Origin of the sequence: Nonomuraea sp. NPDC050733, from assembly GCF_040654215.1 — a bacterium.
Lineage (GTDB): Bacteria > Actinomycetota > Actinomycetes > Streptosporangiales > Streptosporangiaceae > Nonomuraea.
The window spans coordinates 223,400-243,800 of the sequence record NZ_JBFAHO010000004.1 but is presented as its reverse complement, the minus strand read 5'-3'; the positions used below and the strand labels follow the sequence as shown (position 1 = coordinate 243,800).

General features: G+C 71.5%; 21 protein-coding genes and 1 pseudogene. 14 read left to right on the top strand and 8 right to left on the bottom strand.

Translation table 11 applies throughout. From position 1 onward, the window contains the following. Nucleotides 1–13: 13 nt before the first annotated feature. On the bottom strand, nt 14–2,788 hold the full coding sequence (locus tag AB0H64_RS10765; protein ID WP_357622635.1) for a BTAD domain-containing putative transcriptional regulator: 2,775 nt from the start codon (nt 2,786–2,788) through the stop codon (nt 14–16). A gap of 106 nt (nt 2,789–2,894) precedes the next feature. Here AB0H64_RS10765 and AB0H64_RS10760 point away from each other — a divergent pair, with 106 nt between their 5' ends. Then, on the top strand, nt 2,895–3,347 hold the full coding sequence (locus tag AB0H64_RS10760; protein ID WP_357622633.1) for a carboxymuconolactone decarboxylase family protein: 453 nt from the start codon (nt 2,895–2,897) through the stop codon (nt 3,345–3,347). A gap of 58 nt (nt 3,348–3,405) precedes the next feature. Then, nucleotides 3,406–3,696, top strand: a complete 291-nt coding sequence (locus AB0H64_RS10755) for a hypothetical protein (RefSeq protein ID WP_357622632.1) — start codon at nt 3,406–3,408, stop codon at nt 3,694–3,696. Nucleotides 3,697–3,724: 28 nt separating this feature from the next. On the opposite strand, the gene AB0H64_RS10750 is transcribed toward AB0H64_RS10755, so the two are convergent. The 3 genes from AB0H64_RS10750 to AB0H64_RS10740 form a co-directional block, all read right to left on the bottom strand. Continuing rightward, nucleotides 3,725–3,928, bottom strand: coding sequence for a hypothetical protein (locus AB0H64_RS10750; protein WP_357622630.1), 204 nt, complete (start codon nt 3,926–3,928; stop codon nt 3,725–3,727). 63 nt (nt 3,929–3,991) lie between these two features. Then, on the bottom strand, nt 3,992–4,591 hold the full coding sequence (locus AB0H64_RS10745) for a dihydrofolate reductase family protein (protein ID WP_357622628.1): 600 nt from the start codon (nt 4,589–4,591) through the stop codon (nt 3,992–3,994). A 126-nt stretch (nt 4,592–4,717) separates the two neighbouring features. Continuing rightward, nucleotides 4,718–5,341 carry a helix-turn-helix domain-containing protein gene (locus tag AB0H64_RS10740; protein ID WP_357622626.1) on the bottom strand — a complete coding sequence of 208 codons (624 nt, stop codon included), beginning with the start codon at nt 5,339–5,341 and terminating at the stop codon, nt 4,718–4,720. A gap of 118 nt (nt 5,342–5,459) precedes the next feature. Between AB0H64_RS10740 and AB0H64_RS10735 the strand changes: the two genes are divergently transcribed. From AB0H64_RS10735 to AB0H64_RS10725, 3 genes and pseudogenes are all read left to right on the top strand, one after another. Beyond that, nucleotides 5,460–5,657 carry a ferredoxin gene (locus AB0H64_RS10735; RefSeq protein ID WP_357622625.1) on the top strand — a complete coding sequence of 66 codons (198 nt, stop codon included), beginning with the start codon at nt 5,460–5,462 and terminating at the stop codon, nt 5,655–5,657. Then, nucleotides 5,654–6,853 (top strand): FAD-dependent oxidoreductase, encoded by a 1,200-nt coding sequence (locus tag AB0H64_RS10730; RefSeq protein ID WP_357622624.1) that lies wholly within the window; start codon nt 5,654–5,656, stop codon nt 6,851–6,853. The genes AB0H64_RS10735 and AB0H64_RS10730 overlap by 4 nt, the downstream gene beginning before the upstream one ends. 95 nt (nt 6,854–6,948) lie before the next feature. Beyond that, nucleotides 6,949–7,110, top strand: a pseudogene (locus tag AB0H64_RS10725) (LacI family DNA-binding transcriptional regulator); the annotation flags it as partial. Nucleotides 7,111–7,148: 38 nt separating this feature from the next. Here the strand turns inward: AB0H64_RS10725 and AB0H64_RS10720 are convergent. Beyond that, on the bottom strand, nt 7,149–8,075 hold the full coding sequence (locus tag AB0H64_RS10720; RefSeq protein WP_357622622.1) for a hypothetical protein: 927 nt from the start codon (nt 8,073–8,075) through the stop codon (nt 7,149–7,151). A gap of 128 nt (nt 8,076–8,203) precedes the next feature. On the opposite strand from AB0H64_RS10720, the gene AB0H64_RS10715 reads away from it, so the two are divergent. Both AB0H64_RS10715 and AB0H64_RS10710 read left to right on the top strand, forming a co-directional pair. Beyond that, nucleotides 8,204–8,716 (top strand): SigE family RNA polymerase sigma factor, encoded by a 513-nt coding sequence (locus tag AB0H64_RS10715; RefSeq protein ID WP_357622621.1) that lies wholly within the window; start codon nt 8,204–8,206, stop codon nt 8,714–8,716. Beyond that, complete coding sequence (locus tag AB0H64_RS10710) at nt 8,703–9,443, top strand: hypothetical protein (RefSeq protein ID WP_357622620.1); 741 nt, start codon at nt 8,703–8,705, stop codon at nt 9,441–9,443. The genes AB0H64_RS10715 and AB0H64_RS10710 overlap by 14 nt, the downstream gene beginning before the upstream one ends. An 81-nt stretch (nt 9,444–9,524) precedes the next feature. On the opposite strand, the gene AB0H64_RS10705 is transcribed toward AB0H64_RS10710, so the two are convergent. Beyond that, nucleotides 9,525–10,304, bottom strand: coding sequence for an IclR family transcriptional regulator (locus tag AB0H64_RS10705; RefSeq protein WP_357622618.1), 780 nt, complete (start codon nt 10,302–10,304; stop codon nt 9,525–9,527). Nucleotides 10,305–10,407: 103 nt separating this feature from the next. Between AB0H64_RS10705 and AB0H64_RS10700 the strand changes: the two genes are divergently transcribed. Genes AB0H64_RS10700 through AB0H64_RS10675 form a run of 6 tightly spaced genes read left to right on the top strand, consistent with a single transcriptional unit; the run spans nt 10,408 to nt 16,918 of the window. Continuing rightward, nucleotides 10,408–11,340 carry a 5-dehydro-4-deoxyglucarate dehydratase gene (locus AB0H64_RS10700; protein WP_357622616.1) on the top strand — a complete coding sequence of 311 codons (933 nt, stop codon included), beginning with the start codon at nt 10,408–10,410 and terminating at the stop codon, nt 11,338–11,340. A gap of 45 nt (nt 11,341–11,385) precedes the next feature. Further along, a complete protein-coding gene (locus AB0H64_RS10695; RefSeq protein WP_357622614.1) occupies nt 11,386–12,960 on the top strand; it encodes an ABC transporter substrate-binding protein in 1,575 nt (524 codons plus the stop codon). 11 nt (nt 12,961–12,971) lie between these two features. Beyond that, nucleotides 12,972–13,898 (top strand): ABC transporter permease, encoded by a 927-nt coding sequence (locus tag AB0H64_RS10690; protein ID WP_355438463.1) that lies wholly within the window; start codon nt 12,972–12,974, stop codon nt 13,896–13,898. A 14-nt stretch (nt 13,899–13,912) separates the two neighbouring features. After that, nucleotides 13,913–14,875: an ABC transporter permease gene (locus AB0H64_RS10685; protein ID WP_357622612.1), complete on the top strand. Its 963-nt coding sequence runs from the start codon at nt 13,913–13,915 to the stop codon at nt 14,873–14,875. Continuing rightward, nucleotides 14,872–15,891 carry an ABC transporter ATP-binding protein gene (locus AB0H64_RS10680; protein ID WP_357622610.1) on the top strand — a complete coding sequence of 340 codons (1,020 nt, stop codon included), beginning with the start codon at nt 14,872–14,874 and terminating at the stop codon, nt 15,889–15,891. The genes AB0H64_RS10685 and AB0H64_RS10680 overlap by 4 nt, the downstream gene beginning before the upstream one ends. Further along, complete coding sequence (locus tag AB0H64_RS10675; protein ID WP_357622608.1) at nt 15,884–16,918, top strand: oligopeptide/dipeptide ABC transporter ATP-binding protein; 1,035 nt, start codon at nt 15,884–15,886, stop codon at nt 16,916–16,918. Before AB0H64_RS10680 ends, AB0H64_RS10675 begins: the two co-directional genes overlap by 8 nt. Before the next feature lie 34 nt (nt 16,919–16,952). Here AB0H64_RS10675 and glpK read toward each other — a convergent pair whose 3' ends face one another. Both glpK and AB0H64_RS10665 read right to left on the bottom strand, forming a co-directional pair. Beyond that, nucleotides 16,953–18,461, bottom strand: coding sequence for a glycerol kinase GlpK (glpK, locus tag AB0H64_RS10670; protein WP_357622606.1), 1,509 nt, complete (start codon nt 18,459–18,461; stop codon nt 16,953–16,955). A gap of 31 nt (nt 18,462–18,492) precedes the next feature. After that, entirely contained in the window at nt 18,493–19,260 is a 768-nt protein-coding gene (locus AB0H64_RS10665) for an IclR family transcriptional regulator (RefSeq protein WP_310707925.1), read from the bottom strand. Nucleotides 19,261–19,563: 303 nt separating this feature from the next. On the opposite strand from AB0H64_RS10665, the gene AB0H64_RS10660 reads away from it, so the two are divergent. After that, a complete protein-coding gene (locus tag AB0H64_RS10660; protein WP_357622604.1) occupies nt 19,564–20,391 on the top strand; it encodes an MIP/aquaporin family protein in 828 nt (275 codons plus the stop codon). Nucleotides 20,392–20,401: the final 10 nt, after the last annotated feature.

Sequence of the window (20,401 nt, the reverse complement as noted above, 5' to 3'; positions counted from 1 at the left end):
GCCGACGGCTCAGTCACGCGGTGAGGAAGGCCTGGTCCAGGAAGGCGCGAACCTCCTCGGCCTCCGGAACGCCGAGCTCCCCGTAGAGGACGAGAGCCAGCCGACCGTGCTCGCAGGCCTGCTCCGCGTGCCCGAGCGCGAGGTGGGCGCGCGCCAGCCCGTCGTGAGCACGCGCCTGCTCCGGCCGGTTGCGGGTCCGGTCGGCGAGCGCGAGCGCGGCCGTGTGCTCCTCGACCGCCCGAGCCGGGTCGCCCGCCGCCTCGGCCAGCCCGTTGATCGCGGCCGCCTCGTCGGCGGTGTCGCCGAGCTTGCGGTAGAGGGCCGCGGCCTGCTCGTGCCGGGTGCGTGCCTGGACGAGCTCGCCCTGATGCCGGAGGACGACGCCGAGGTGGTCGAGGGTCGCCGCCGCTCCGGCCGGGTTGCCGACCTTGCGGTGGAGCGCCAGCGCCAGGTCGAGATGGCGCCGGGCCTCCTCCGGACGGCCGGCCCGCTCCAGCACGAGGGCCAGGATGCCGAGCACGTGGGCCTCGCCCCAGGTGTCGGCGCCGATCCGGGTGAGGTCGAGCGCCTGCTTGAGGAACTGCTTCGCCTGCGTGTCCTGCCGCCGGCGCAGGGCCACGTTGCCCAGCGTGAGCAGGGCCCGAGCCCGTTCGTACGCCTCCTCGCAGGCGTCGAGCGCCTGGCGGGCGTGCTCCTCGGCGCGCTCGTACTCGCCGAGCCGCCAGTACGTCCAGGCCAGGTCGGTGAGCGCGCGCGCCTCGAACTCGCGGCGGCCCAGCTTGCGGCTGCGCTGGAGCGACAGGGTGTGGAGGGTGATCGCGTCGTCGTGGTGCGCCTGCCGGTCGAGATAGGGGCGCATCGCCAGGGCGAGCATGCCCAGGCAGATCTCGGGTCCGTGGACGGCGGTCGCGATGATGTTGGAGCGCTCGGCGTCCAGCCAGGCGATCGCCTCCGCGGCGTCGCGGATGGGGGCGATCGGGGCGTCCGGCTGGGGGATGCCCTCCCGCTGGCTGAGGCTGTCCGGGAACAGCCGGTCCACCGCCGCGCGGGAGCGGTGCAGGTAGTAGGTGAGCAGCCGCAGGACGGCGCCGTCGTCCTCGGCGATCGAGCGCGCGTGCTCGCGGAGCAGGTCGTGGAAGGTGTACCGGCCCGGTTCGAGCTGCAGGAGCATGTGGGCGTCGAGGAGGGCTTCCAGCAGCTCCTCCGCCTCCTCCTCCGGGATCCCGGCCAGCGCGGCCGCGCCGTACGCGTCGATGTCGCGCCCCGGCACCAGCCCGAGCAGGCGGAACATGTGCTGCTCGGCCTCGTGGAGCTGCTCGTACGAGAGGGTGAAGGCCGCCGACACCCCGTCCAGGAGCCGGCGATGGTCCCGCAGCCGGCCCGCCAGGTACGACACGGTCCAGCGCGGGCGGTGCTGGAGGCGGGCGGCCGAGATGCGGATGGCGAGCGGGAGGTGCCCGCACAGCCGCAGCACCTCGCGTACGGCCTCCGGCTCCTGGCGAGCGCGTTCGCCCACGATGCGCTCGAACAGCTCGGCGGCGTCCGCCTCGTCCAGCACGTCGACCGACAGGGCGTGGGCGCCGTCCAGGTCGACGAGCCGCCGCCTGCTGGTGACCAGGACGAGGGTGTCGGAGTGTCCCGGCAGCAGGGGACGTACGTGCTCGGCGTCGAAGGCGTTGTCCAGGACGACGAGCACGCGGCGATCGGCCAGCTCGGCGCGCCAGAGGGCGCTTCGCTCGGCCGGCGTGACCGGGATGCGGTCGGCGGGCACCCCGAGCTGGCGGAGGAGGGCCTCCAGCGCGGCGGCGGCGTCGACCGGCTCCCGGCCCGCGGTGTGGGCTCGCAGGTCGATGAAGAGCCGGCCGTCCGGATAGCGGGCGGCCAGCCGGTGGGCCACGTGGACGGCGAGCGTGGTCTTGCCGATCCCGGCCATGCCGTCGATCGTGACGACCGCCGGCCCGCGGTAGTCGTCCACGAGCCGCTCCAGCTCGGCGGACCTTCCGGAGAAATCGGGAATGTCGTAGGGCAGGAACGTGGAGCGACGCGGCGGCCCGGAGACGACCGGCGGCGCGTCGGCCGGCCGCAGGGACGGATCGTCCGCCAGGACCGCCCGCTCAAGCTCGATGAAGGCGCGCCCCGGGTCCAGCCCCTGCTCGTCCGCGAGAGCCGCCCGGTAGGCACGCGCCGCGGCCAGGGCGTCAGCCTGCCGCCCCGCCCGGTGCAGGGCCAGGACGAGGTGGCCGTTGAGCTTCTCGCGGAGCGGATCGGCGGTCACCTGGGCGGCGAGCTCGTCGAGCAGGTCGTCGTGCCGCCCGGCCGCCAGCTCGTCCTCCACCAGGCGCTCGTACGCCGACAGCCGCCGGTCGTTCCAGAGCTCGCGGACGCCGGCGACGTAATGCGCGTGCACGTCCTCCAGCGCCTCACCGCTCCACAGGTCCAGGGCCGCGCGCAGCTCGCCGGCGGCCACCAGCTCGGTGAACTCCTGCGCGTCCACCTGCCCGGACTCCGGTTGTGCGACGTAGCCGCCGGCCCGCGTCTCCAGGAGACGTACGGCTCCCGCGGCACGCAGCACCTTGCGGATCGCGGTGATCGAGGCGTGGATCTGCGATCGGGCGGTGTCGGGCCGGTCGTAGCCCCACATCGCGTCGATCAGCCGCTCGATGCTGATCACCCGGCCGGCGTTGAGCAGGAGGTAGGCCAGCACCGCCCGGTGACGTGGGGCGATGCCGGTCAGCGGCGCGCCCTCGACGATCATCTGAACGGGGCCGAGAAGGGTGAAGCGCAGCATCGTCCCCTCCATCACCATCGCATCGTGCGCGCATAGCGAATGTATCAATCCGGGCGGCCACTCTGATCTCAGACGAACCGAGCACGACCCGAGACGGAGAAACACGATGGAAGCCCGGATGAAGAACCCCGCCACGGTCATCCCCACCGCGATGAAGCCGATCATGGAGTTGATGAAGGCCGCCCAGTCGCAGGGTCTGCCCCAGGAGCTCATGGAGCTGATCCACCTGCGGGTCAGCCAGATCAACAGCTGCAGCTTCTGCGTGGACGCCGGACTGAAGAACCTGCGCAAGCTCGGCGAGAGCGACGAGCGCATCGGGCTGGTCGCCGCCTGGCGCGAGGCTCCGTACTTCACCGACGCGGAGCGGGCCGCGCTGGAGCTGGCCGAGGCCTCGACCCGACTGGCGGACCGCACCGACGGCGTCTCCGACGAGGTCTGGAACAACGCCGCCGACCACTTCGACGAGCAGCAGCTGGCCTCGATCCTGCTGATGACCGCCGTCACCAACCTCTTCAACCGCCTGAACGCCCCGGTCCGGCAGGTCGCCGGCAGCTGGTGATACCCACCCCCTACCTGGAGAGAAATCCCCACCCCTACCTGGAGAAGGAGACACCGACATGTCCGTCGTCCGCTCGCACCGCTACTCCGTCGCCGAGGCCGACCTGGAGGAGTTCCTGGCCCGCCGCAGCTCGCTGATCGCGACCGTCCGGGAGGGCCACCCCGGGCTCACCCACGCCGTGCTGATCCGGCTCGAGGACGGCAGCTACGCCGACACCTGGCACTGGGAGACCGGCCGGCAGATGGGCGCCGCGCTCGCCGCCATCCCCACCTTCCCGGAGGCGCCGCTGACCATGGCGCTCACCAAGGACGCCACCGTCCTGAACGGCCAGGTCCTCGACGAGCGCTGAGACCCGATGCGCGGCGAACCGGGCGCGGTCACCAGGTGGGGACGAAGCCGCCGTCGATGACGAGGTCTGTGCCGGTGATGTTGGCGGAACGGTCGCCGGCCAGGAACAGGAGGTGCTCCGCGATCCTTGAGCCACGGGTTAATGGGACGTTGCCGAATCCGTCACTGATGCGGGATCGGGCGGTCCGCACAGTCGAGGTGCCCGAGTATCGGCACACCTTGAAGGACGTCACACATGCGGAAGATCCTCAACACCGCCCACACCTACATGATCGTCGGCCTGGTCAGCGGCACCGCTACCGGACCACCCGGTACGTCAGGTGGGTGACGAGGCCGGTGCCCGAGGGGGCGCCGAGGGGTTCGAGGGTGATCTCGCCGACGTCGCGGAGCAGCCGCTCGCCTCCGCCGAGGATCACGGGCGCGACGTGCAGGCGCAGCTCGTCGATGAGCCCCGCCGCCAGGTACTGGTTCACCGTCGCGGCGCCGCCCGCGACGGCGACGTCACGGTCGCCGGCGGCCTCACGCGCCTGGGCCAGCGCCGCCTCGATCCCGCCGGTGACGAAGTTGAACGTCGTGCCGCCCTTCATCGTCACCCGCTCGCGCGGGTGGTGGGTGAGCACGAAGACCGGCGCGTGGTACGGCGGCTCGTCGCCCCACCAGCCGTTCCAGTCCAGGTCCCAGGCGCCGCGGCCGGGGCCGAACATGTTGCGGCCCATGATGAAGGCTCCGGCCGCGGTGATGCCCGCGAGCTCCGCGGCGTGCCGCTCGGGCTCCTCGAACATCCACCGGTGCAGGCACTCTTCCGCGCCCTCGCCCAGCGGGTTCTCCAGGCTCTGGTGCGGTCCGGCCACGAAGCCGTCGAGGGACATCGCCATGTCGCACGTGACCTTGGTCATCTCACTGCCTCCCGCGTCCGCGGCGCCCCTCCGGCGCCGCCGTCACGGGAAGGTCGGAGCCGTCCGCCCGTTCTTCACATCCGGCCGGAATCTTTTCGGAGACTCGCCGGCCTCAGGCCCGCCGCGTCAGATCCACCTGCCTGACCCGCCCGGCACGACGGGGACCGCGGGTGGCAGAGGGGTGGCCGCCGCGGGAGACAGGGCGTCGAGCACCAGGGTCAGGTAGCGCCGCCAGCCGTCGCTCTGGGGGTCCATCGTCGGCAGCACGCCGACGAGCATGGCGATGGCCCTGAGCAGGTCCTCGGGGACCAGGTCGGCGCGGATGACGCCGGCCTGCTGGCCCCGGCGGGTGAGCAGGGTCAGCGACTCGAAGAACCGGGCCCCGGCCTTCGCGGTGAGGGCGCCGACGTTGGTGGCGGTGGCCAGGACGTTGCGCTCGCGGATCGCCAGGGACAGGGCGGCCTCCAGAACGGTGGCCAGGCTGCGCCGGGGGTCGTCGTCGGCCAGCGCCTCCTCGATGACGGGCGCGATGTGCTCGGCGAAGGTCTGGTCGAGGATCGCCCGGATCAGGGCCGCCTTGTCCGGGAAATGGCGATAGAGCGTGGCGTTGCCGACTCCGGCGCGCCGGGCGATCTCTTCGAGCTGGGCGTCGGGGCCACGTTCGGCGTAGACCGCTCGCGCCGCTCGCACGATCTTGTCGTAGTTGCGTGCAGCGTCGGCGCGTTGGGGTCTGGGGACATCGTTGGCCACTCCGTCAGCATAACAACCGAGATACAGCTCTCATTTGGTCTGCTAGTGTCCTTTTGGGAGTTGACTCTCATTACCGGAGTCCTCCCCACCGCGATGCTCTTGAACGGAGGAGGACCCGATGAAGGTGACGGTCGACGCCCCGAAATGCGTGGCCGCGGGGCAGTGCGTGATGATCGCGCCCGAGGTGTTCGACCAGCGTGAGGAGGACGGCGTCGTCGTGCTGCTGGAGGACGCGCCCGCGCCCGAGCTGCACGACGCCGTCCGCGAGTCGGCCATGGTCTGCCCGGCCGCGGCCATCCACGTGGTCGAGTCGTGAACCGGATCGTCATCGTCGGAGCGTCCGCGGGCGGGCTGGCCGGCGCCGAGGCGCTGCGCCGGGCGGGCTACCAGGGCGTCCTCACGCTCGTCGGCGAGGAGCCGCACCTGCCCTACGACCGCCCGCCGCTGTCGAAGCAGATCCTGACCGGCGTGTGGGAGCCCGGCCGGCTGCCGCTGCGGCCCGAGGCCGACATCCACGGCCTCGACCTGGACCTGCGCCTGGGCGTGGCCGCGAGCGGGCTGGACCTGGCCGGGCGGGCGGTGGCACTCGCCGACGGGACGCGCGTGCCGTACGAAGGGCTGGTGGTGGCGACCGGTGTCCGCCCGCGTCGCCTGCCGGGGAGCGAGGGCGTGGCGGGGGTCCACACGCTGCGCACGCTGGAGGACGCCCTGGCGCTGAAGGCGCGGCTGCTTCCGGGGCGGCGGCTGGTGATCGTCGGCGCCGGGTTCATCGGCGCCGAGGTGGCCGCCGTCGCCCGTGGCCTGGGCGTGGAGGTGACGATGCTGGAAGCGGGCCCGCTCCCGCTGGCGCAGGCGATCGGCGAGCAGGCCGGCCGCTTCCTGGCCGACACGCACCGCGAGCACGGCGTCGATCTGCGCACGAACGCCGCCGTTCGCGAGATCACCGGCTCCGGAGGCTCGGTCACCGGCGTACGGCTGGCCGACGACACGGTCCTGCCCGCCGACGACGTGCTGGTGGCCGTCGGCTCGGCGCCCAACACCGAATGGCTGCACAGCAGCGGCCTGACCGTGGCCGACGGTCTGGTGTGCGACGAGTTCAGCGCCGCCGCACCCGGCGTCTACGGGGTCGGGGACGTGGCGCGCTGGCACAACCCGCTGTTCGGTACGACCATGCGCGTCGAGCACCGGACCAACGCCGCCGAGCAGGGCATGGCCGTGGCCCGCAACCTGCTCGACCCGGACTCCAGGCGGCCGTTCGCCCCGGTCCCGTACTTCTGGTCCGACCAGTACGGGATGAAGATCCAGGCGTACGGGCACCTGCGCGGTCACGACGAGGCGGTGGTCGTGGACGGCGACCTCGCGCAGCGGCGCTTCCTGATCGCCTACCGCAGGCACGACCGGCTGACCGCGGCGCTCGCCGTCGGCATGTCGCCCAGGACCCTGCGCACCTGGCGGGGCCTGATCGCGGCCGCCGCCACATGGACGGCCGCGCTAGGCACGGCCACCGTCTGACCCGCTCACCTCACCGTCCGATCCCGGAGCCGCGCGTGATCGACCGCTCGCCGCGGCCCGCGGACGGCGCCGGTCCGAGGTTGGAAACGAAGGACATGAACCAGGCACCAGGCATGGTGGACGTGGCACGCGAGGCAGGCGTGTCACACGTCACCGTATCCCGCGTCCTCAACGACCACCCCTCCGTCCGGCCGGAGACCCGCGCCCGGGTCGAGGCCGCCATCGAGAAGCTCGGCTACCGCCGCAACAGCGTCGCCGGGCTCAAGGGGCAGGCCCTCCGCTTCTCCCCGGCGGGTTACGGCAGGGTGGGCACGGCCGGCCCCGCGTCGGTCCAGCCCGCCTCGAGCACGGTCTCGGTGCTGGTCTTGTCCAGGAACGGCTTGTCGTCGAGCAGAGTCGTCTGGCCCTTCGACAGCATCAGCATCGTGCCGGTGTCGACGATCAGGTCGACTCTGAGCCCCATGGCCTTGCCCTTCTCGCCGGTGGCCGGGTAGGCGATCGAGAGGGCCGCGCCGGCTCTGCCCACGCCGTCCGTCGCCTTGCCCCCGGATTTGACGCTGGGCATCGTCAACAGGGCCTGATAGGCCGCGGCGCGGACCTCCTTGGGCGCAGGAAGCAGATAGAGCAGCTCGGGCAGCGCCTCGGTGACGGACATGTCCACGTTCATCTCCCGTGAGACTCGTGCGGCACCGGCGAGCCAGGACTTCAACCTGTCCGGGTTCGCGGGCAGTCGCTGGACCTCGTCGTACGTCAGCTTCTGCCCGGCCAGGGAGAAGGTGTTGTCTCCCCGTACAGGGCTGACGTGGCCCTTGTCCGGTTGGGTGGACAGCGACACGGTCTGGCCGTCGGCCGCGCGGGTCCACCTGGCCGGCGAGCCGTCGCGGCGCCACGCCTTCCGGTCCGCCGCGCCCTTCGGGTACGTCCCCGGATTCCTGGATCCCAGCCAGGATCTGCCGTCGGGCGTGCTCCATTCTTCGGCGAGCAGCTGCTCCACCACCCAATAGCGGTTCTTTCCGCTGCCCAGTTGGCGGGGATGGGTCTCCTTCCACAGCACCTTCGTGTGCCAGTAAGTCCCTCCGGGGGGAGCCGAGGTGGCGGCCGTGAAGCGCATCTCCGGTGCCTTTGCGAGGCTCGGCAGGCCCAGCAGAGCGGCGGCGCCCACCGCGGCCAGGCCGGCCCCGAGAGCGATCAGCGGCCGGACCGGTGCGCTCGCGAACTTCATGTGTTCCTCCAGAGGTCAGAAGTGACGACCATCAATACGCCTGGGCCCTCTCGGAGGTTGCCCGCGGCACCGGGCAACGGTCGGGGCCACCGAGGCGTATAAGGAGGCGTGAAACCGGACAGACAGCCGTGAGCGGCGCGGAGCACAGTTTCGGCGACTTCGTGGCAGCGAGGGCCACGAGCCTGCTGCGGGTCGCCTATCTCGCCTGCGGGAACGAGGCGGAAGCAGAGGACCTGCTGCAGACGGCGCTGGAGCGCACCTACAGGAACTGGGAGCGAATACAGAAGGACAGCCCCGAGCCCTATGTACGCCGCGTCATCGTCAACACCGCCATCAGCCGGGCCCGCCGCCGGAAGATCCTGAACATCATCCCGACGCGCGTCCTGCCGGAGGCGCCGGCGCGCTCGACCGACGTCGACCTGCGCCACGTGCTCATGGACGCGCTGCGCGACCTGCCTCCCCGGCAGCGCGCGGTGGTCGTCCTGCGCTACTGGGAGGACCTCAGCGAGGCGCAGACCGCGGAGGTGCTCGGCTGCTCGGTCGGCACGGTCAAGAGTCAGGCGTCGAAGGCGATGGCCAAGCTCCGTACGGCGCTCGGCGAGGAATCCATGGAAGGAGTGATCCGCAATGCCCACGCTTGAGGACCAGCTTCGCCAGATCATGGCGGCCGAGACCGCGAGACTGCACGCCGCGCCGGACCTGGCCTGGCGGGTCATGCGGTCCTCCCGGCGAAGAAGGGGACGGGGCAGGATCGCGGCCGTGGCCACGTCGCTGGCCGTCGCCGCGGCGGCGCCCCTCTACCTGACGGTGGCCCCGGGCGCCACGCAGGCGCCCGCCGTCGTCGAAACGACCGCGGTCTCGGAGGCACCGGCCGAGCCCGCCATCGACGAGACCCCGCCCATGCCGTCCGATCCCCCGAGCCTCGGTGACCTGGGCGACGGGAAGGCGTTCGGGCGGGTCAAGGTGGGGTACCTGCCCGACGGCCTGCGGTGGTCGCACTGGTCCGCCGACTTCGGCGACGCGTACACGACCTCGTGGAACTACGACGGCGACAAGCGCGGCTTCTACTGCGTCAAGATCTACGTGTACGAGAACCAGGCCGTCCAGGAGGTCGACGACAGCGTGCAGGCGCACCGTGACGAGGGTGAGGGCGAGGAGGTCACCGTCGGCGACCGGACGGGCTACGCGGTCGTCGAGGGGGTCGGCGAGGACGGCATGAAGGGCACCCCCACGCTCTTCCTGAACATGGGCGAGCGGCTGCGGGCCAGGATCGCGTTCAGTCCCGTGTACGTCAAGAAGTTCGACGGCCCCGAGGCCGTCAACCGCGAGCTGAAGAAGATCGCCGAAGGACTCACCGCGGTCGACTAGGTCCGCATCGCCTCCGGGACCGGCTGGATCCGCCCCCACCGGCCCGGAGGCGCCGCTCAGCGGATGCGCCGCCGGCGACGATCAGCGGGTGATGCGCGTCCGGGCGCGGAGCAGGGAGGCCACGATCACTTCCTCCCGCTCCGGGCTGAGGCGGACGAGGGGGATGGAGCAGCTCAGGGCCTCGTTCGGGACGGCGGAGCCGAAGTGCAGCGCGACGGCGAAGCAGCGCAGCCCGATGGTGGACTCCTGCTCGTCCACGGCGTGGCCACGGCGCCGGATCTCCTCCAGCTCGCCGCACAGCACCGCCCGGTCGGTGATCGTGTGAGTGGTGCGCGGCTCCAGGGTCTCCGGCAGGAGCTCGTCCACCTCCTCCCAGGGACGCTCGGCGAGGATGGCCTTGCCGAGGCCGGTCGCCCATGACGGCAGCCGCCGGCCGGGCCGCGAGACGACGGCCAGGGAGTGCCGGGAGATGTTGGTGGCCAGGTAGACGACCTCGGATCCGTCGAGGCGTGCCAGGTGCACGGTCTCGTCGAGCTCGGCGTTCAGCTCGTTCATCACCGGCTGCGCCCGCTGGACGACGTCGTCCCGCTCGACGTACGCCGCCCCGGCGCGCAGCGCGCGGATGCCGATCTGGTAACGGCCGACGCCGTCGGTCTCCACCCATCCCGTGTTGACCAAAGTGGCGAGGAGCGCGTAACCGCTGGCCCGGGGCATGTCCAGGGCGGTGGACACGTCGCGCAGCGAGCACGCCTCCTTGGCGGAGCTGAGGTATTCGAGCACGGCGATGGTCCGCTCGGCCGATTTGACGCTGCGGACGCCTCCGCTGGTCTCGGTGGGGCCGGTCGATGCATTGGGGGACATGATCCCCATCTACACCCCTCTTGACGTTTGTGGAAACACCAACTTAATGTCTCGGCTACAAATATAGATGCTGTCTCCATATGTAGACAAGAGGTAGCCGTTGATGTCCCCCTCCGTCCCGCGAGTCGCCGCCACGCTGACCGGTCTGCTCGCCTTCCCCGTCACTCCGTTCACGGAGTCGGGGGACGTGGACCTGTCCCGTTTCCGATCCCACCTCACCGACGTGCTCGCCGCGAAGCCGGGTGCGGTCTTCGTCGCCTGCGGGACCGGTGAGCTGGCGTCCCTGACCGCCACCGAGCACCAGGCGGTGGTCAGCGCGGCCGTCGAGCATGTCGCCGGCGCCACCCCCGTGCTCGCCGGCGTCGGCGGCGGCACCCGGACGGCCGCGGAGTTCGCCCGTGCCGCGCAGGACGCCGGGGCCGACGGCGTGCTCGCGCTTCCGCCGTACCTCCAGGTCGGGCCGCCGGCCGGGCTCGTGTCGCACTACCGCGAGGTGGCCGCCGCCACGGACCTGGACGTGATCCTCTACCAGCGCGGCACCGCGATCTTCTCGCCCGAGGCGGTGGCCGAGCTCGCCGAGGTGGACAACATCGTCGCGCTGAAAGACGGGCACGGCGACATGGAGCTGCTCCAGCTCATCCAGGTCGCCACCGGCGGACGGCTCCCCCTGCTCAACGGCATGCCGACCGCCGAGGTCTTCGCCCGCTCCTACGTCGGTCTCGGCGCCCGCGCCTACTCCTCGGCGGTGCTGGCGTTCCTCCCGGAGGTAGCCGTCGCCTTCTTCCAGGCGTTCGAGAACGGCGACGAGGCGACCCAGGACCTCCTGCTGCGCGAGTTCTACGCCCCGCTCGCCGAGCTGCGCCAGACCACTCCCGGCTACGCCGTCTCCCTGGTCAAGGCCGGGCTGGAGATCCGCGGCCGCTCCGCGGGACCCGTCCGCGCGCCGCTGGCCCAGGTCTCCCCGCAGCACCGCGAGCAGCTCGCCCGCATCATCGACCGCGGCCTCGCCGCCCTCAGCGCGACGCCCGTCGCATAGCACGTCGCCTGCCCGGTACCGGCAGCAGGCGTTTTCGGAGGAACCATGACCACAACACCGCGCGTGTTCAACACCCCTCACCGCCGTCAGGCGGCCTCAGCCCTCCTGGCCCTGGGCACGATCCTGTCGGCCGGCGCCTGCTCGGTCGCGAACAGCGGCCCGGAGCCCTCGTCCGGAGCGGCGGCGGCCACCGTCCGCATCGTGCTGCCCGAGGAGCCACCGACGCTGGAGCCGTGTGACGCCTCCCTCACCGCGACCGGGCGCGTCACCCGGGCCAACATCACCGAGGCGCTCACCGAGCGCGACCCCGGCACCGGGGCGCTCCAGCCGGCGCTGGCCACGGAGTGGAAGCAGGACTCGCCGACCGAGTGGACCTTCACCCTGCGCAAGGGCGTGAAGTTCCACGACGGCACCGCGTTCGACGCCAAGGCGGCGGCCTTCTCCATCGACCGCACCCTCGGCTCCAAGATCGACTGCAACGTGAACGGCTACGTCTTCGGCGGCATCAAGCTCACGGCCACGGCCGTGGACGACGCGACCCTCAAGGTGAAGACGGCCAAGCCCGACCCGATCCTGCCGCTGCGGCTGTCGTTCGTCGAGGTCGTGCCGACCACCACGAGCACCACCGGCAAGGTTCGCGAGCCCGTCGGCACCGGCCCGTTCAAGCTCGCGAAGTGGGACACCGGCCGCAGCCTCCGCCTGGAGCGGTTCGCCGGCTACTGGGGCAAGGCGCCCGAGTTCGCCGCCGCGGAGTACGTCTGGCGTACCGAGGGCAGCATCCGCGCGGCCATGGTCAAGAGCGACGAGGCGGACGTGGCCATCGGCCTCGCCCCGGAGGACGGCGCCGGCGACTCGGCCGTGCAGTTCCCCAACAACGAGACCTCCTACCTGCGCATCGACGCCACCAGGCCGCCGCTGAACGACATCCGCGTGCGCCAGGCGATCAACTACGCCATCGACAAGAGCGGCCTCGTCGCCTCGGTCTTCGCCGGGCTGGGCAAGCCGGCGGGGCAGCTCGTCCCCGAAGGGGTGACCGGTCACAGCACGGCCATCCAGCCGTGGCCGTACGACATGGCGCAGGCCAAGAAGCTGATCGCGGAGGCCAAGGCGGCCGGCGTCCCCACGGACACCCCCATCAAGATCATTGGCCGGAACGGGATCTACCCCAAGGCCGCCGAGGCGATGGAGGTCGTGCAGAACTCGCTGATCGAGGCCGGGCTCTCGGTGAAGATCGAGATGCTCGACGTGAACGCCTGGCTGGAGTACCTGCTGCGCCCGTTCCCCAAGGACCCCGGTCCCACCCTGCTCCAGGCGCAGCACGGCAACCAGGCCGGTGACGCGGCCTTCACGATGGGCCAGATCTACGGCAGCAAGGGCGCCCAGAGCAGCTACGGCACCGCCGAGCTGGACGACCTGATCAACGCCGCCGAGCAGGCCTCCGGGGAGGAGCGCCAGGCGGCGTTCGCCAAGGCGCTGGAGTACCAGAACAAGGACGTCGTGCGGGACGCGGTCATGGCGCACATGACCGGCATCCTCGCCCTGTCGCCCAAGGTCTCCTACAAGCCCAACGCGGCCACGAACGACGAGATGCGCCTCGCCGACATGCACCCGGCCGGCTGAGAGGAACGCGTGTGCTGACCTTCCTGCGGCGTCGCATCGTCTCCAGCGCGATCCCGCTGGTCATCGTGGTCCTCGGGGTGTTCTGCCTGGCACGTCTCACCGGTGACCCGGCGAACCTCTACCTGCCGCTCAGCGCCACCCCGGAGATGCGGGCCGAGTTCTCCGCCCGGCACGGGTTCGACCAGCCGCTGCTCGTCCAGTTCGGCGAGTACCTGGGCCAGGTCGTACGGCTGGACTTCGGCGAGTCGCTGCGGACCGCGCAGCCGGCTGCCGAGGCCGTGCTACGGGCGTTCCCGGCGACGCTGCAGCTCGCGGGGGCGACCATGATCCTGGCGATCCTGGGCGCCGTCGTCGTCGGGAGCTGGGCGGCCTACCGTCCCAACTCCGTCGCGGACCGGGTCGCCAGCTTCACCTCGACCACCGCGGCGAGCATGCCGGACTTCTGGTTCGCCATCATGGGCGTCCTGGTCTTCGCCGTGGCCCTCGGCTGGCTGCCCACCTCGGGCACGGAGGGCGCGGCGGCGTGGGTGCTGCCCGTGCTCACCCTGCTGATCCGGCCGTTCGGCGTGCTCGTGCAGGTGGTGCGGGGGGCGATGGTCACCGCGCTGTCCGCGCCGTACATCAAGGTGGCGCGGAGCAAGGGCGCGGGCGAGATCCGGGTGGTGTTCGGCCACGCGCTGCGCAACGCCGCCCCTCCGGCGCTGACCGTGGCCGGAGACCTCACGGTCGGGCTGGTCAACGGGGCCGTGGTCGTCGAGACGATCTTCGGCTGGCCGGGCATCGGCAAGCTGATGATCACCTCGATCCTGCAGCGTGACTTCGCGGTGCTGCAGGCCGCGGTCCTGGTGACCGCGCTCACGATCTTCGCGCTCAACATCGTCATCGACGCCTGCTACGCGATCCTGGACTCCCGTGTCCGCCAGGGCGTGACGACATGACCAACGGAGACCTCATGTCCACGACTCAGGCCGGGCCGGAGCGGCCCGCCGAGACCCCCGCCGCGGGGCCCGCCGCCGTCCGGCGGGTCACCTGGTGGCGGCTGCTGCTGCGGGACCGGTTCGCCTGCCTGGCGGTGGTGATCCTGCTGGTCGTCGCCGCCTGCGCCATCATCGGGCCGATCCTGCTCGGCGACCTGGCCACCCGGCAGAACCTGCGGGCGGTCAACCGGCCGCCCTTCAGCCTCGACGACGGCTGGGCGCTCCTGCTCGGCAGCGACTCGCTCGGGCGCAGCGTACTGGCCCGGCTCATCGTGGCCAGCCGCACGACGCTCTCCGTCTCGGTCCCGGCCGTGCTGATCTCGCTGGTCATCGGGTCGGTCTGGGGCATGTGGGCCGGCTACCACCGCGGCCGGCGCGAGAACGTCTCCATGCGGATCGCCGACGTCATCCTCAGCTTCCCCTCGCTGCTGCTGGCCGTGGTCGTGCTGTACGTCTTCTCGCCCAGTGCCATGAACATCGTCCTGGTCCTGGCCGTCGCCCGGATCCCGATCTACCTGCGGGCCGCGCGGGCGGAGTCGGCCGAGCTCCAGAGCAGGCTGTTCGTCGACGCGGCGCGGACCTTCGGCACCGGCAGCTGGGCCATCATCGGCCGGCACGTGGCGCCGACCGTGCTGCCGACCCTGTTCACCGTCGCGACCCTGGACTTCTGTTTCGTGATGCTGACCGAATCGTCGCTGAGCTTCCTGGGCATCGGCATCCAGCCGCCGGACATGAGCTGGGGCCTGATGGTCGCCCAGGGCCGGCAGGTCCTCCAGAGCGCCTGGTGGATCGCCGTCTTCCCGGGTCTCGCCATCGTGGTGACCACCGTCTCGGCGACCGTCCTCGCGTCGTGGGCGCGGCTGGCCATGGACCCCGGACAGCGGTGGCGGCTCACCCTGCCCCGCTCCCGGCGCAAGATCAAGGAGGTGCGGGCGTGAGCGAGTCGAACGGCACGGCGACCGCCGTCGCGGAGCCGGGACGGCCGGTGCTGGAGGTCGACGAGCTGGCTGTCGACATCAGGACCCCCGCCGGGACGGTCCGCGCCGTGCGCGAGGTCAGCTTCTCCGTCCGCTCCGGTGAGACGCTGGCGCTCCTGGGCGAGTCGGGCTGCGGCAAGAGCATGACGGCACAGGCCATCGTCGGCCTCCTCGACCCGGTGGCGCACGTCGCCGGCGGCGCCGTGCGCCTGGACGGGACCGACATCCTCACCCTGTCGCCGGCACAGCGCCGCAAGCTGGCCGGTCCCGGCCTGTCCATCGTGTTCCAGGACGCGCTGACCGCGCTGAACCCCGTGCAGACGGTCGGCGCCCAGCTCGCCGAGCCGTTCCGGATCCACCAGGGCCTGTCGCGCCGCGCGGCGCGGCAGCGGGCCGTCGAGCTGATGGAACGGGTCGGCATCCCCGAGCCGGGCGCCCGGGTGAGCGCCTATCCGCACCAGTTCTCCGGCGGCATGCGCCAGCGGCTGCTCATCGCGCTGGCGGTGGCCCTCCACCCCAAGGTGCTGCTGGCCGACGAGCCCACCACCGCCCTCGACGTCACCGTGCAGGCCCAGATCATGGAGCTGCTGCGCGAGCTGCGCACCGAGCAGCAGACGGCGCTGATCCTGATCACCCATGACCTCGCGGTGGTGGCCGAGCAGGCCGACCACGTGGCCGTCATGTACGCGGGCGCCGTCGTCGAGACCGGCCGGGTGGCGGACGTCTTCTCCCGCCCCCGCCACCCCTACACCCGCGGGCTGCTGGACTCGGTGCCGGCCGAGGTGGCGCGCGGCACCACCCTGAAGTCCATCCCGGGCAGCCCACCCGACCTGCACTCGGTGCCCTCGGGCTGCGCCTTCCGCGCGCGCTGCCCGCTGGCCGGCGACGTGTGCGCGGAGCAGCGCCCGGTCCTCGTCGAGACCGGCCCCGGCCGCCTGTCCGCGTGCCACCACTGGAGGGAGCTGACCGATGACTGAGCCCGCCACGCCCACCCTCGCGGCGAAGGAGACGGCCGTTCCCCTGCTGGAGGTGACAGGGGTCAGCAAGTCCTTCCACGTGGCCCGCGGCGCCTCCGGCCGTAACCGGCTGCGCGCGCTCGACGGGGTCGACCTGCGGCTCGGACACGGCGAGACGCTGGGCCTGGTCGGGGAGTCCGGCTGCGGCAAGTCGACCCTCGCCCGGGTGCTGCTCATGCTGGAACGCCCCGACCAGGGCACCGTCCGGTTCGAGGGAGTGGACCCGTTCGCGCTGCGCGGCAAGGAGCTGCTGAAGTGGCGGCGCCGGGTGCAGATGGTGTTCCAGGATCCGTTCGCATCGCTCAACGCCCGGCTGTGCGCCGAGGACATCGTCGGCGAGCCGTGGCGCACGCACCGTGACCTGGTGCCGGTGAAGGATCGCGGCAAGCGGGTGGCCGAGCTCCTCGACATGGTGGGGCTGCGCGCGAGCGACGCCCGCCGTTATCCGCAGGAGTTCTCCGGCGGCCAGCGTCAGCGACTCGGGATAGCCCGCGCGCTGGCGCTCGAACCGGACGTCATCGTGTGCGACGAGCCGGTGTCGGCGCTGGACCTGTCGGTCCAGGCGCAGGTGCTCAACCTCCTCACCGACCTCCAGGCCCGGCTCGGGGTGTCGTACGTCTTCATCTCCCACGACCTGTCCGTGGTGCGCCACGTCGCGGACCGCGTCACGGTCATGTACCTCGGCAAGATCGTCGAGACCGGCCCGACGGAGCAGGTCTTCGACCGGCCCCGCCATCCCTACACCGCCGCGCTGATGTCCGCGGCGCCGGTGCTCGACGTCAGCCAGGGGGCGCGGCGGGAGCGCATCCTGCTCAAGGGCGAGGTGCCCTCCCCGCTCGACCCGCCGTCGGGGTGCCGGTTCCGGACCCGCTGCTGGAAGGCGGAGGACGTCTGCGCCCAGGACGTGCCGCCGCTGGAGCCGTCCCCGGGCGAGCCGCTGCACGCGGCCGCCTGCCACTTCCCGCTCCAGGAGGCGGCCACCGGGTGACCGTTGCGGGAGACGGCCGCGGAGTGACCGGGCCTCAGTGGTGCGGGCGCATCCAGCCGAACGTCCGCTCCACGGCCCGGCGCCAGTTGTCGTACTCCTCGTCGCGGCGCTTCGGGTCCATGGCCGGCTGCCACTGGGCGGCGCGGTGCCAGTTGCGGCGCAGGCCCTCCAGGTCCGGCCAGTAGCCGACGGCCAGTCCGGCGGCGTACGCGGCCCCGAGTGAGACGGTCTCGGCCACCATGGGGCGGACGACCGGGACGTCCAACACGTCGGCGATGCACTGCATGAGCAGGTTGTCGGCGGTCATGCCGCCATCGACCTTGAGAACGCGCAGGTCGAGCCCGGAGTCGGCGTTCATGGCGTCGACGACCTCGCGGGTCTGCCAGGCGGTGGCCTCCAGGACCGCCCGCGCGAGGTGGCCCTTGGTGATGTAGGACGTGAGGCCGACGATGACGCCGCGGGCCTCGCTCCGCCAGTGCGGGGCGAACAGCCCGGCGAACGCGGGCACGATGTAGCACCCGCCGTTGTCGTCCACCGTCTTGGCCAGCGTCTCGATCTCCGGAGCGCTGTTGATCAGGCCGAGGCCGTCGCGGAACCACTGCACCAGCGCACCGGTGACGGCGATCGGCGCCTCCAGGGCGTACACCGCCGGCTCGGCCCCGACCTGGTAGCCGACGGTCGTGAGCAGGCCGTGGGTGGAGCGGACCGGCTCGTCACCGGTGTTGAGCAGCAGGAAGCCGCCGGTGCCGTAGGTGCACTTCGCCTCGCCGGGCGCGAAGCAGGTCTGGCCGAACAGCGCCGCCTGCTGGTCGCCCAGCGCGGCGCCGATGCGGACGCCGGGCAGGACGCGGCTGGCCACCCCGTACGTCTCGGTCGAGGGCCGGATCTGCGGCAGCATGGCGCGCGGGATACCGAAGAAGTCGAGCAGGTCGTCGTCCCACTCCAGCGTGGTCAGGTCCATCAGCAGGGTGCGGCTGGCGTTGGTGACGTCGGTGAGGTGCAGGCCGCCGTCGGAACCGCCGGTGAGGTTCCAGATGAGCCAGGTCTCCATGGTGCCGAACAGCACCTCGCCCCGCTCGGCGCGCTCCCTCAGCCCGGGGGTCTCGTCGAGCAGCCAGCGCACGCGCGGGGCGGAGAAGTAGGTGGCGAGCGGCAGGCCGCAGCGCTTCTGCACCATCGAGGAGTCGGGACGGGCGGCCAGGTCGTCGACCAGCGCGTTGGTCCGGGTGTCCTGCCACACGATCGCCCGCTGGACGGGCAGGCCGGTGCGCCGGTCCCACAGGAGGGTGGTCTCCCGCTGGTTCGCGATGCCGACGGCCGCGAGCTGGTCCAGGCCGACCCCCGCCTGCCGGAGCGCCGCCGGGGCGATGCGCTCCAGGTTGCGCCAGATCTCGACGGCGTCGTGCTCGACCCATCCGGGGTGCGGGAAGTGCTGGCGATGCTCGCGCTGCGTCACCGACACCAGGCGTCCCTGCTGGTCGAAGATGATGCACCGGGTCGACGTCGTACCTTGGTCGATGGACATCACGTAACGCGCGGCCATGGCGTTCACCTCGGTATGTATGAGTTACGTGTCACCAGCGCGAGGCACCGAGGTCCCGGGAGACCGCGCGTGCGGCGTCGCGCACGAACGTCACCAGGACGGTGTTGGGCTGGCCTTTGGCGTCGCATATCCGTTCGACGGCGCCCGAGATCCCGATGGCTCCGACGACGAGCCCGCCGTGACCGCGGATGGGGGCGGCGATGGCGGCCTCGCCGACGGCCATCTCCTCCACCTGGGAGGCCCACCCGACCTCCCGGATGCCCGCGAGGCTGCGGGCCAGATCCCGGGGGGCGACGATGGTCCGGCGGGTGTACGCCTCCAGCGGTCCGTTGCCGAGGGCGGCGCTCGCGCCGGAGTCGAAGGCCAGCAGCACCTTTCCCAGGGCGGTGGCGTGCATCGGCATCAGGGAGCCGACGTCGAGGGTCTGCAGGGTGTCGTCGGGACGGAAGACGTGGTGCACCACGAGGACCTGGCCGTCGAGGACGGTGCCGATCTTGACGGATTCGCAGCTCCGCGCCGCGAGCGCGTCCGCCCAGTTGATCGCGCGTGAGCGGAGCTCGTTGACGTCCAGGTAGCTCGTGCCGAGGTGGAGCAGGGCCGCTCCGAGCTGGTACTTGCCCGTCGCCCCGTCCTGCTCCACGAAGCCGACCAGTTGCAGGGTGCGGAGCAGGCCGTGGGCGGTGCCGCGGGGCAGCCCGAGCGATGTGGCGATCTCGCCCACGCCGAGTCTTCCCGAGCTGCGCGCGAGGAGGCGGAGGATCGCGGCTCCTCGCTGGATGGACTGCACTGGACCAGGCACGGCATCGAGCCTAGTCCTCTGCGGCCGGCGTTCGACAATGTCGGCAGTGGTCAAGAAAAGATTTACACATATCACCTCATACAGGGCGCGATGTGCGCTGCCCCACGCAACAGACCTTAATCCGGCATGTCATAGCTGACTAGTGTTCGACATTGTCGGCACCATGTCGTTGACGCTGTGGTTTTCCTCACTTAACTTCCAGTCATCCGTGAGGTGGCGGTCGCCTCACCGGACTTCATGCCTTCGGCGGCATCTGTTCCTGCCCGAGGACGGCGATGCGGCCAGGCACTTCGAGGAGGAGACATGGCGGAACGGTTGAAGGCCCGTAGCATGCTCGGCGAGCTGGCCGCCGAGTTCGCGGGCACCCTGATCCTCATTCTGTTCGGCGTCGGCGTGGTGGCCCAGGTGGTCGCGGGCGGTTTCGGTGACCACGACAGCATCGCGTGGGCCTGGGGGCTCGGCGTGACCCTGGGCGTCTACGTCGCGGCGCGGATCAGCGGCGCGCACCTCAACCCGGCCGTCACCATCGCCATGGCCGTGTTCAAGGGCTTCGAATGGCGGAAGGTGGCGCCGTTCTCGCTGGCACAGATCGCGGGGGCGTTCGTGGCAGCACTCATCGTCCGCTTCAACTACACCGAGGTGCTGGCCAAGGTCGATCCCGGCCACACCGTCAAGACGCAGGGCGTCTTCTCCACCCTGCCCGGCAACGGCGTGCTTCCGGTCGGGACCTGGGGCGCCTTCCGCGACCAGGTGATCGGCACCGCGATCCTGCTGTTCCTGATCCTGGCCATCACCGACGTCCACAGCACCCCGCCGCTCGCCAACCTCGCGCCTCTCATCATCGGCCTGGTCGTCGTCGCCATCGGCATGGCCTGGGGCACCAACGCCGGGTACGCCATCAACCCGGCCCGTGACCTCGGGCCACGTCTGGCGTCGTTCATCACCGGGTATCACACGGCCTGGCGAGACCAGTACGGACAGCTCTACTTCTGGGTGCCCATCGTGGGTCCCATCGTCGGCGGTCTGCTCGGCGCCGGCCTCTACCAGGTCCTGGTGGGACGGTTCCTGCCGATCGCGGAGGGCCCCGAGCCCGGCCGGGTCCCGGGGAAGGACTCGCTCGAGAACGCCTGACCACCACCCC

Coding starts and splice junctions, on each gene's coding strand:
- AB0H64_RS10760 (WP_357622633.1), top strand. CDS start 2,895: ATGGAAGCCCGGATGAAGAACCCCGCCACGGTCATCCCCACCGCGATG.
- glpK (WP_357622606.1), bottom strand. CDS start 18,461: ATGGCCGCGCGTTACGTGATGTCCATCGACCAAGGTACGACGTCGACC.
- AB0H64_RS10745 (WP_357622628.1), bottom strand. CDS start 4,591: ATGACCAAGGTCACGTGCGACATGGCGATGTCCCTCGACGGCTTCGTG.
- AB0H64_RS10695 (WP_357622614.1), top strand. CDS start 11,386: ATGACCACAACACCGCGCGTGTTCAACACCCCTCACCGCCGTCAGGCG.
- AB0H64_RS10705 (WP_357622618.1), bottom strand. CDS start 10,304: ATGTCCCCCAATGCATCGACCGGCCCCACCGAGACCAGCGGAGGCGTC.
- AB0H64_RS10755 (WP_357622632.1), top strand. CDS start 3,406: ATGTCCGTCGTCCGCTCGCACCGCTACTCCGTCGCCGAGGCCGACCTG.
- AB0H64_RS10700 (WP_357622616.1), top strand. CDS start 10,408: ATGTCCCCCTCCGTCCCGCGAGTCGCCGCCACGCTGACCGGTCTGCTC.
- AB0H64_RS10710 (WP_357622620.1), top strand. CDS start 8,703: ATGCCCACGCTTGAGGACCAGCTTCGCCAGATCATGGCGGCCGAGACC.
- AB0H64_RS10675 (WP_357622608.1), top strand. CDS start 15,884: ATGACTGAGCCCGCCACGCCCACCCTCGCGGCGAAGGAGACGGCCGTT.
- AB0H64_RS10660 (WP_357622604.1), top strand. CDS start 19,564: ATGGCGGAACGGTTGAAGGCCCGTAGCATGCTCGGCGAGCTGGCCGCC.
- AB0H64_RS10765 (WP_357622635.1), bottom strand. CDS start 2,788: ATGCTGCGCTTCACCCTTCTCGGCCCCGTTCAGATGATCGTCGAGGGC.
- AB0H64_RS10735 (WP_357622625.1), top strand. CDS start 5,460: ATGAAGGTGACGGTCGACGCCCCGAAATGCGTGGCCGCGGGGCAGTGC.
- AB0H64_RS10720 (WP_357622622.1), bottom strand. CDS start 8,075: ATGAAGTTCGCGAGCGCACCGGTCCGGCCGCTGATCGCTCTCGGGGCC.
- AB0H64_RS10685 (WP_357622612.1), top strand. CDS start 13,913: ATGTCCACGACTCAGGCCGGGCCGGAGCGGCCCGCCGAGACCCCCGCC.